Annotated in this window: 6 protein-coding genes; 1 reads left to right on the forward strand and 5 read right to left on the reverse strand. The window is 69.0% G+C overall.

Annotated features, from left to right (window positions below):
* Positions 1-234 (forward strand): DUF6351 family protein (locus STRTUCAR8_RS30215; protein WP_044473158.1); only part of this gene is annotated, 234 nt, incomplete at its 5' end.
* A gap of 118 nt (positions 235-352) precedes the next feature.
* On the opposite strand, the gene STRTUCAR8_RS30220 is transcribed toward STRTUCAR8_RS30215, so the two are convergent.
* From STRTUCAR8_RS30220 to STRTUCAR8_RS30240, 5 genes are all read right to left on the reverse strand, one after another.
* Entirely contained in the window at positions 353-2,689 is a 2,337-nt protein-coding gene (locus STRTUCAR8_RS30220; protein ID WP_006379933.1) for a glycosyl hydrolase family 95 catalytic domain-containing protein, read from the reverse strand.
* 83 nt (positions 2,690-2,772) lie between these two features.
* The gene (locus tag STRTUCAR8_RS30225; RefSeq protein ID WP_006379936.1) at positions 2,773-3,522 is read right to left on the reverse strand and encodes a polysaccharide lyase family 20 protein; all 750 of its coding nucleotides are present in this window, start codon (positions 3,520-3,522) and stop codon (positions 2,773-2,775) included.
* A gap of 3 nt (positions 3,523-3,525) precedes the next feature.
* Positions 3,526-4,236 (reverse strand): polysaccharide lyase family 7 protein, encoded by a 711-nt coding sequence (locus STRTUCAR8_RS30230; RefSeq protein WP_234372468.1) that lies wholly within the window; start codon positions 4,234-4,236, stop codon positions 3,526-3,528.
* 156 nt (positions 4,237-4,392) lie between these two features.
* Entirely contained in the window at positions 4,393-7,308 is a 2,916-nt protein-coding gene (locus STRTUCAR8_RS30235) for a glycosyl hydrolase 115 family protein (protein WP_006379935.1), read from the reverse strand.
* 444 nt (positions 7,309-7,752) lie between these two features.
* Positions 7,753-8,199, reverse strand: coding sequence for an NAD(P)-dependent oxidoreductase (locus STRTUCAR8_RS30240; RefSeq protein WP_078507372.1), 447 nt, complete (start codon positions 8,197-8,199; stop codon positions 7,753-7,755).
* Position 8,200 lies beyond the last annotated feature (1 nt).

The raw sequence follows: 8,200 nt of genomic DNA on the forward strand, positions 1-8,200 counted from the left end.
GGCAACTGGGAGATCCACAGCGACTTCCACAGTTACGCCATGCGTGCCCGGTTTGACCAGGCCAACGGTGGCCATGACAATCCGATCATCTGGACGGGTGTGCCTTCGGTGCAAACCGACGGCGATGCCCGCGAGAAGGCGTTCCTGCTCATGGACAGATGGCTGACCCGCATCGAAGCCGACACGTCCAATGACCCCAATCGAGACCAAGCTTCAGGCCCGAGACGACGGTGAGTCCGTCGGCCATGATGTCGTCACCGTCATCGTCATCAGGGAGAGGCCCCGGCCCTCCTCGGTGACGGTGATGGTGACAATTACCGGCAGCTCACCAGCGCCCTCGCCCTCGCCCGACCTACGGCAGCCCCCAAGGCTCCCCCCGCTCCGCCAGCGGCACCGAGTCGATCACCAGGTCGGGGCGCTCACCCGCGTACAGCAGGACCTCCCGGTCCTTGGCCACGTCGATCGTGAGGGTGCCGTCCTGTGAGGTGTGGGTGCGGGCCGGGGTGCCGTCGTCCAGGAGGGCTGTCAGCGGGCCGGACGGCAGGTCGTGGCGCAGGCGCAACGGTTCGCCCGCCAGGCTTCGGATCCGGATGAAGCGGGTCGTGCCTCCCGTACGGGCCGCGCTGACCAGGAAGGCGCCCTGGGTGCGGAAGTCGTGGAGGGTGACGTCCGGCCAGGTGGGCGGGACGGCCGGGAAGATCCGTAGGACGCCTCCCCAGCTCTGGCAGAGCATGTCGTGCAGGGACTGGGACGCCGACAACGGGGTCTCGATGACCGGGCCGGCCTCCGTGTAGTGGGTGTTGGCCCGGCACGGGTAGCGCGTGGTGGGGTCGAAGAACTTCTTCAGGTAGGTCAGGGCCGTGTCGCCGCGGCCCATCATCGCGTAGAGCGACGCGGCGCCCGTGTAGCTGTAGCCGCGGTGGGAGCCGGTCAGCGCGTGCCAGCGGACGACCGACTTCTCGATCAGCTCGCGCTGCTCCGGCTGGTCCCAGTTGACCAGGTACAGCGGGTAGACCATCAGCAGGTGGGAGTAGTGGCGATGGGACTGCGCGTACGGGGTGTCCGCGCCGATCATGAAGCCGTTGGCGTCCACCGGGTACGGCGTCAGCTTGGCAAGGGTCTCCTGCCAGCGGGGGGCGAGCGGGTCGTCGACGCCCAGGCGCCGCGCCGCTTCCAGGAGGGCTGTACAGCCCCAACGGATCAGCGCCAGATCGTAGTTGGTGTCCTGCGGAGGGACCACCGGGTACTCCGGGGAGAGCGTCGACGGAAGGTGCAGCTTGCCGTCGTCTCCTGGCTGGAGGAAGTGCAGGTAGTAGTTGATCGCCCGGCGGAGCACGGGGAAGACGGTGTCCCGCAGCAGCTTCTCGTCCATGCTGTGGCGGTAGCTCAGCCACACGTTGTGCAGGGCCCAGGTCAGGTCGCCCACTTCGGCGCCGGTACCGGGCCTGCCCACGCTCCGGTTGGCGAACATGTCGGAGCTGCGGCCCACTCCGGCGCTGTCCGAGCGGTAGGCGGCGGCCACGTTCGTGGTGAGCTGTTCCTGGTTCTGGCGGAGGGTGGTGGCCAGTGAGTCGAGTTCCAGGTGGTTGGAGCCGTGGATCAGCCAGTACTCCAGCTGGATGTTGAGGTTCCACCACACCGCCGGCCAGGGTGTGGGCTCCAGCCACGGACCGCAGGTGGCCATCGGCGGGCCGCCCGCGACACTCGCCGACGCGACCTTGTAGAGCTGGATCCAGTGGAAGCTCTGCAGCCGCTCGTCGGGGAACGAGACGAAGCTCTTGCGGTAGAACGCGTGCCAGCCGCGGGTGTGTGAGGTGCGCAGGGCGGTGTACGGGGCGATGCCGAGGGTCTGCCGGATCGTCGGAATCTTCTGGATCTTCTTCAGCGACTCCTCCCCCGCCCGGGTGTTCGACGGGTGGCTGTGGGCGACGGTGAGCAGCAGGGTGTCGCCCGAGCGTCGGTACGCCGTCGCGGTCTGGCCGCCGCCGGTCAGGGGCTGGAGGACCTGCTCGACGCCGGCGCTGGTCCGGGTGGTCCAGGGCGGGTTCGCGACGTAGTCCGCCGGCGGGGCCTCGCTGATCCTGCGGGGGCTGATCGCCTCCTCGGGGTGGAACGTCCAGTGGACCTTCTCGTCACCGGCCGCCGTGACGCGGGCGGCCAGGACGCCGTCGTGGATGAGTGCGGCGAGGGTCAGAGTGCCCTTGTCCGTGGTGATCGTGCCGGTCAGTTCGGCGTTCCACAGGCTCAGCCGCCAGTTCACGGCGGTGATCGTGCCGACCGGGTCCAGGGTCAGATGTCCCACGGGGAGCCGGCAGGTGCCCCAGCCGCTGCCGAACTCCGGCCGGTGGTCCTGGACTTCGCCGTGCTGGACGGTGAAGCGGATCGCGTTCACGCCCGGCTCCTGGTACACCATGCTGCCCAGCCGCCCGTCCCCCAGGAACGGTCCCTCGTGCCACAGCGTGGGCAGCCCGCGCCACAGCAGGTCCTGCTTGCGCAGGAAGCCGGACCAGGCCGCGTCCGAGTCCATACGGTTGCGCAGCTTCCAGGGGCGGCGGACGGCCACAGCGGCCGCATCGGCCGGCCCCGGAGGACCGGCGTGATCGACGGGATCGGCCTGGGCGACTCCGGGCAGGGCGGCAAGCGTCGTACCGCCCAGCGCCGAGCCGAGCACTGCTCTACGAGAGGTCATACGGGTGCCTCCAGAAGGTGGGGAGGGGAGAGAAGAGAGGGGTGGGGCGACATCGGCTTCGGGCCCAGGCGCCCCGTTCGGCGTCAGGCCCAGGCAGCCGGTTCGGCGAGGGCGTAGGTCGAGGCGATCCGGTGGTTGTCGTGCAGGATCGTCAGGGTCCGGGGGCCGCTGGGTGTGCCCTCGCGCCAGGCGGTGCAGTAGATCCCGCTGGACCAGCGGATCGTCCGCGAGGTGGACGGCAGGACGGTGATGCCGGTCCGGCTCACCGTCCTCGTACCGTTCAGCCACACCTCGAAGGCGCCCCGGCCGTCGCCGTCCAGCTTCAGCCGGGTGACGACGCGGATCCAGGTGTCCCGCAGGCCGCTGATCGACCCGGCGGTGCCCTTGATGCCCCCGGAACCGCCGAACCGGATCTCCGATCCGATGACGAACATCAACAGCCAGGGCCCTTCGGGGTCTTCGGGCGACCACTGCTGGAAGGTGACGTTCTGGTCGTGGAAGGTCCAGCCGGACCCGAGGCGGATCGCCTGGCCGTAGTACCGGTCCTCGCCGACGCTCTGCGCGCCGCGCCGGATCACCTCGGAGTGGTACCCGCCGGTCTCGTCGATGTACGTCTGGGTCGCCGCGAGCGCGTGCGCGCCCTTGTAGGTGGGCGAGTCGACGGTCGCGATGGTGCCGGCCTTCTGCGTGTAGGCATGGTCCCAGCCCTCCACGCTGCCGCGGTTCTGGAAGTGGACCTCGTCGGCGGCCCCAGCCTGGCTCGGCAGGAACGCGGTGGTGACACCGGCGAGGCCGAGTCCGCCGAGCGCGGTGAGAGCCGTTCGCCTCCGCACGGCTCACCTCGTCCAGTAGGTGACGTTGCGGAAGCGGGCCTCGGCGCGGCCGGTGCCGTGGTGGTAGACGCCGTTCTTGAAGTGCCGGGTGGCGGGGCCCCGGTCCTCGGTGGTCAGCGCCAACTCGTCGTCGAAATAGACCTTCACGCTGCCGGCCGAGGCGTTGTGTTCGAGTTTGACGTTGAACCACGTGTCGTACGCGCCGGTCTTCAGTACCGTGCGGTCGAACGCACGCACAGTGCCGCCGTTCGCGTTGTACACGTTGAGCATGAAGTCCGTCGCCGGGGTGCCGTCGGGGTGGATCACCCGGAGGATCTGCACGAAGGTCGCGCCGTTCGTGCCGGCCGGGAGGTACACGTCGGCGTCCCACATGTGCCGGCCTGACGTGTACTCCTGCTTCCAGCGCATCTCGGTGCGCGGGTCGGTGGAACTGCCCTGTGACAGGGGCTCGTCGGTGTCGTACACCCACATGCGGTGGACACCGCCGCTGTTGCCGTACCGGTCGCTCAGGTCCAGGTTCCACGGCTTCTGCATGGCGTACGTGAACGCCGTCTTCGTCCAGCCGTCCGTAGGGGACGCGGCGGATGCCGCCGAAGGTGCCGCCGAGGATGTGGAGGACGCGGAGGCCGTCGACCGGGTCGTCGACCAGACGGCGCCCGAGGCCAGTAAGCCTCCGGCAGCCAGCACCGTGCGCCTCGATGGGGTCATGGGCATGCCAAATAACCTTTCCGGGGACACTTTCCGGGAATGGCGATTCATCGGATCTATCTTCGGGAGGAGCGTAGGACTAGACCAGATAGGCGTCAACAATCACGCCCGATTCAGATTCAGCCGAAGATAGATCCGATGTACACCGACACCCCCGCCCGGCTACCCCTCTCGCGAACCGGAGTTGAACACCGGGTGGTAGCTCTCCGGCGGAGCCAGATAGCTGACCGGCAGGCCTCCCGTGTCGATGACGATCTGGTCCACGGCGATCGCCGCGTCGACCATGAAGAGCCGCAGTTCGTGCTCGCCGGGTTCGGTGACGGTCACCGTGGCCGTCAGTCTCTCGACGCCGTCCTCCACGTTGCGGGCCCAGGCGTCTCCCCGGTTGCCGGTGGCGACGGACTGCCCGGACAGGACCGTCACCGGCTGGTCGTCGAGCGACACCGCCACCCGCCGCTTCCCCCGCTCGTCGAGCGACGGCAGCCGGAAGACAGTGACCGGAAAGGTCCCCGTGCTGCTGAAACGCACCCGGTATCTCAACTCCGGTGCCCGCGTGGCGAAGTCGGCGGTGATCGGCGCCGCCGTCGACGGCACCGCCTCCACCGCTCCGCTACGACGACCCAGCCCGCGTACGGTCCGCCAGCGGGCCCCGCCGCGCGTCACCCGGCGGTCGGTGTGCGCGGCGTCGATCGAGACGTACCCGTGCGCCTCGGCGAACCCGGGCCGCCGACGGAGCGCCCGTTCACCGTCGTTGCGCACCCTCAGCGGTACGTCGACACGTTGCCCGGCGTCGGCGCCGCTCACGGTGACGGTCGCCTCGTACGATCCCTCGGGCACCCTGTCCCAGTCGATCTCCACCCACACCCTGGCCTGGTCGGTCAGGGAGCCGCCCGACTCGCTCAGCCGAACCCAGGGATGACTGGCCTCGGCGGTCCAACTCAGCGCCAGGAAGCCCGTGTTGAAGACGTCCAGGAAGCGGCGGTCCCGGGTGCCGGAGAAGAAGGACAGCGGGCGGGCCGCCCCCGTCTCGTTGCCCTCCGACGCCACCCCCAGCCCCGACGTCTCCTGTCGGGCGACCCTGGTGACAGCCGGGCGGCCCGGCGCCTTCGGGATCTGCGAGGGGTACGGGTTGACGATCCCGTCCCATTTCCCGCCCGCCACCTCGGTGTTGTAGCGCTTGGTGAGCGCCGCCTCCGCGGTGTGGGCCGCCTCGGCGAGGTCCGCGAAGCGGTTCGTCCCGGCACCGCGCCCCTGACGCCGGGCGAGCGCGTTGCGGTCCGCCCAGTAGTACTTCAGATTCATCAAGTAGGCGCCGTGCACGGGGTATTCGACCAGCTCGAAGTAGGCGTCCCGATAGGTCTCGGGCAACTTGGCGCCCAAGGTCCGCGCCTGTTCGAGGAGTTGCTCGTAGGCGGCCATCCGGCGGCCCGCCTCGTCGCCGTGGTGGATCACGGAGATCAGACCGGCGGCGATGAACTCCGGGCGCAGTTCCGCCGCGAGACGGTAGTACTCGGTGCGGATCGCGGCGATCTCACGGCCGTGACGGCGCCCGAACTGTCGGCCCGCCCATTCGACCAGGAAGTCCTCGACGTCGTCCGCGCCCCATCTGTCCACGTCCCAGGCGACGTCCATGGCGAAGGACAGCCCGGTCTCGATCGACTTGACGTCACCCACGTTGAAGATCCACATGCGGTCGGCGCCGTGTTCGTAGACTCGGCGCAACTCCTGCCAGACCTTGGCCAGTTGGGTGGTGTCCAGCCACAGGTAGCTCTTCGGGCGGCCCCAATAGGAGAGGTGGTAGTAGATGCCGTTGCCGCCCGCGCGCCGGCGCTCCGCGTCGTTCGGCAGCTGGCGCATGTTGCCGTGGTTGTCGTCCGGCCAGATGAGTGTGACGTCGTCGGGCACCTGGACGCCCGCGTTGTAGAGGTCCAGCACCTCCTTGTACGGGATGAAGATCTGCGGCTCGGCCGCCTGGCCGACCTCCTCGGTAAGGATGCGGCGCTGGTCGGCGATGATGTCGTTCATCACCACGACCTTCTCGGGGATCGTCGTCGCGTTCTTCGTCTCCAGCGCGCTGTCGTGCAGGCCGCGCATGCCGAGGGTCCAGCTGCTCTCGTAGGCGGCGTTCTGGCGGGCCCGGGCACGCCAGTAGTCGGAGATGACAGCGGGGTTCACCGTGTAGTCGTACACCGGCAGGCTGCCGTCTGCGTTCAGGTGCTCCGCCGCCCACGGGTCCCACTCGTGGACGCCGTTGCGGAGCAGCGCCTCGGGGTGACTGGAGCCGACGACTATGCCGTAGTGCTCGGCGAGTTCGGGGTTCTCGCGGTGCTTGTTGAAGAAGTCGGAGTACGGATGCATGGCCGGCCAGAGGTAGTTGGCCTTGAGACGGAGGAGCAGTTCGAAGACGTGCTTGTAGGTCTCGGGGCCGATGTTCTTGTCCGGCTCCTGGGTACGGTGGGACCAAGTGGTCAGGTTCTGCTCGTCGTTGATGAAGATTCCCCGGAAACGGACCGACGGCTCATGGCGGGTGAAGGGTCCGTGCGGGACGGTCACCTCGGCTCGGTGCTCCACCGGCACGTCGGCCCACCAGTACCAGGGCGAGACCCCGATGCGTTCTGAGGTGTCGTAGATCCCGTAGATCGTGCCGCGCCGGTCGCTGCCCGCGATCACCAGGGCACGGTCGACCCCCGGCAGCGGACGGTCGACCACCTGGGTGACCGAGGCTTCCCAACTCCCCTTCACCCGGGCCACTTTCAGGCGGCCCTGGGCGATGAGCCCGTCGATGACCGGGCTCGCGCCGATCGTGCCGACGAGGACGAGCCGGGTGGCCTTCCCGGGGAGTACCGGGAGGCTGTGGATCAGCCGGGGCCGGGTGCCGGAGACCCGCTCGACGTCCGCCTGGAGGTCCCCGGCCGCGCGGATCACGGCGGGGTCGTCGGCCGCGTCCACGAAGATGTCGGTGGCCGAACCGGCCCGCACCAGCGGGAATTCGGGGCTGGCGGTACCGGCCGAGGACTCGGCGTGGGCTGCCGTGGGGAGCAGGCCGGGGAGCAGCGGGGTCACTCCGGCTACGGCCATTCCGCGCAGGAACGATTTGCGGGTCCAGGGCCGTGAAAGGTCCTGCGGTGACTGAGGGGATTGGGGTGTCTGGGGCGGTTGGGGCGGCTGGGCCGACTTCGGCAATTGGGGTGACTGCGGGGACTGCGGTTGCCGTGACCGGCCCTGAGGTTCGTGGTGCGGCACGAGACGCTCCCTTTCCGCCCGGAGCCCCGCGCCGGCTCATCGCGCAGCCGACCGGGGAGCTGAGCGTATGAGTGGCTGTGAGCAGGCGAAAGCGCGCGCGAGCCGACGACACGCGTTACGTACGTACGTTGGCATGGGCAGGCTAGAAAGCGCTTGCTGAACACCCTAGGACAGACTCGTCCCGAACGTCCATGACCAGACGGCCATCGACACGGTCGGCACGGACTGACGCACGCACGCACCCCCTCACTCACTCACTCACTCACTCAAGGGAGATCGTCAGTCGGTGATCACCGCACCGCGGCGGATCCACTCGTCGCCGTGCGCCGCTCGGTGCATGAAGGCGGCGACGTCCGCGCGGGCGATCGTCGGGTTGCCCTTCATCGGGAGCCGGTCGTCCGCGCGGTAGGTGCCCTTGGCGGGGTCGTGGGTCAGCCTGGTCGGGTAGACCACGGTCCAGTCCAGTCCGCTCCTACGGATGCGCTCGTCCGCGATCTCCTTGTCGGCGTAGAGCGCCCGCAGCAGGCTGCGGTAGATCAGCTTCTGCGTGGTGCTCGACCAGCCGAGGGTGTGACCGACACCGAACGACGACAGCCACACCAGGCGGGAGACTCCCGTCTCCTCAGCTGCCTCGATCACGGCCGCCGAGGAGCGGCTGAAGAGGCCGTCGGCGGTCATCGAGTTACCCCTCCCGAGAGCGCAGACAACGGCATCCTGTCCGCTCAGG

This window comes from Streptomyces turgidiscabies Car8, from assembly GCF_000331005.1.
GTDB classification, from domain to species: domain Bacteria; phylum Actinomycetota; class Actinomycetes; order Streptomycetales; family Streptomycetaceae; genus Streptomyces; species Streptomyces turgidiscabies.

Bases quoted from the DNA above. Each gene is read 5' to 3' on its own strand.
- STRTUCAR8_RS30235 (WP_006379935.1), bottom strand. From the start codon at position 7,308: ATGGCCGTAGCCGGAGTGACCCCGCTGCTCCCCGGCCTGCTCCCCACG.
- STRTUCAR8_RS30230 (WP_234372468.1), bottom strand. From the start codon at position 4,236: ATGCCCATGACCCCATCGAGGCGCACGGTGCTGGCTGCCGGAGGCTTA.
- STRTUCAR8_RS30220 (WP_006379933.1), bottom strand. From the start codon at position 2,689: ATGACCTCTCGTAGAGCAGTGCTCGGCTCGGCGCTGGGCGGTACGACG.